The organism is Corallococcus sp. CA053C, assembly GCF_003611675.1.
Lineage (GTDB): Bacteria > Myxococcota > Myxococcia > Myxococcales > Myxococcaceae > Corallococcus.
On the sequence record NZ_RAWA01000907.1, the window covers coordinates 1 to 419 of the forward strand.

General features: G+C 54.2%; 1 protein-coding gene. It reads left to right on the plus strand.

Annotation, left to right across the window (positions count from 1 at the left end):
* A partial coding sequence (locus D7V97_RS46405; RefSeq protein WP_368669029.1) for a GNAT family N-acetyltransferase occupies positions 1-186 on the plus strand: 186 nt, incomplete at its 5' end.
* Positions 187-419: the final 233 nt, after the last annotated feature.

The following is a 419-nucleotide window of genomic DNA, read 5'->3' on the forward strand; positions in this document are numbered from 1 at the left end:
CTGCTGGCCGCAGTCGCACGGCAGGCGATCGATCGCAACTTTGGGCGCGTCGAGTGGGGCGTTCGCACCTGGAATCAAGACGCAATGCGGCTATATGAGCGGATCGGAGCCGTCGTGATGGACGATTGGCGATCGTGCAGCCTAGCCGGAAAATCGCTCATGCAGCTTGCTACGCCGCTTGAATAATCGTGAAGCTGAGCTTGAAACCGCTTGCATTGCGTCACTTCCTTCGGTACAACGATCGATAAGACTCGTAAATTTGAGGAGGTAGCGATCGTGACAATTTGGGTGAATGAGCAGGTCGATCCTTCAGGGATCATCTCGTCGTGTATTGCCTGCTGCGACAAAACGCAGGCGCAAGAGTGCCACGAGTCGTTTCAAGAAAATCTAACTGATCAGCAAAAAGCGATCGGCTGGGT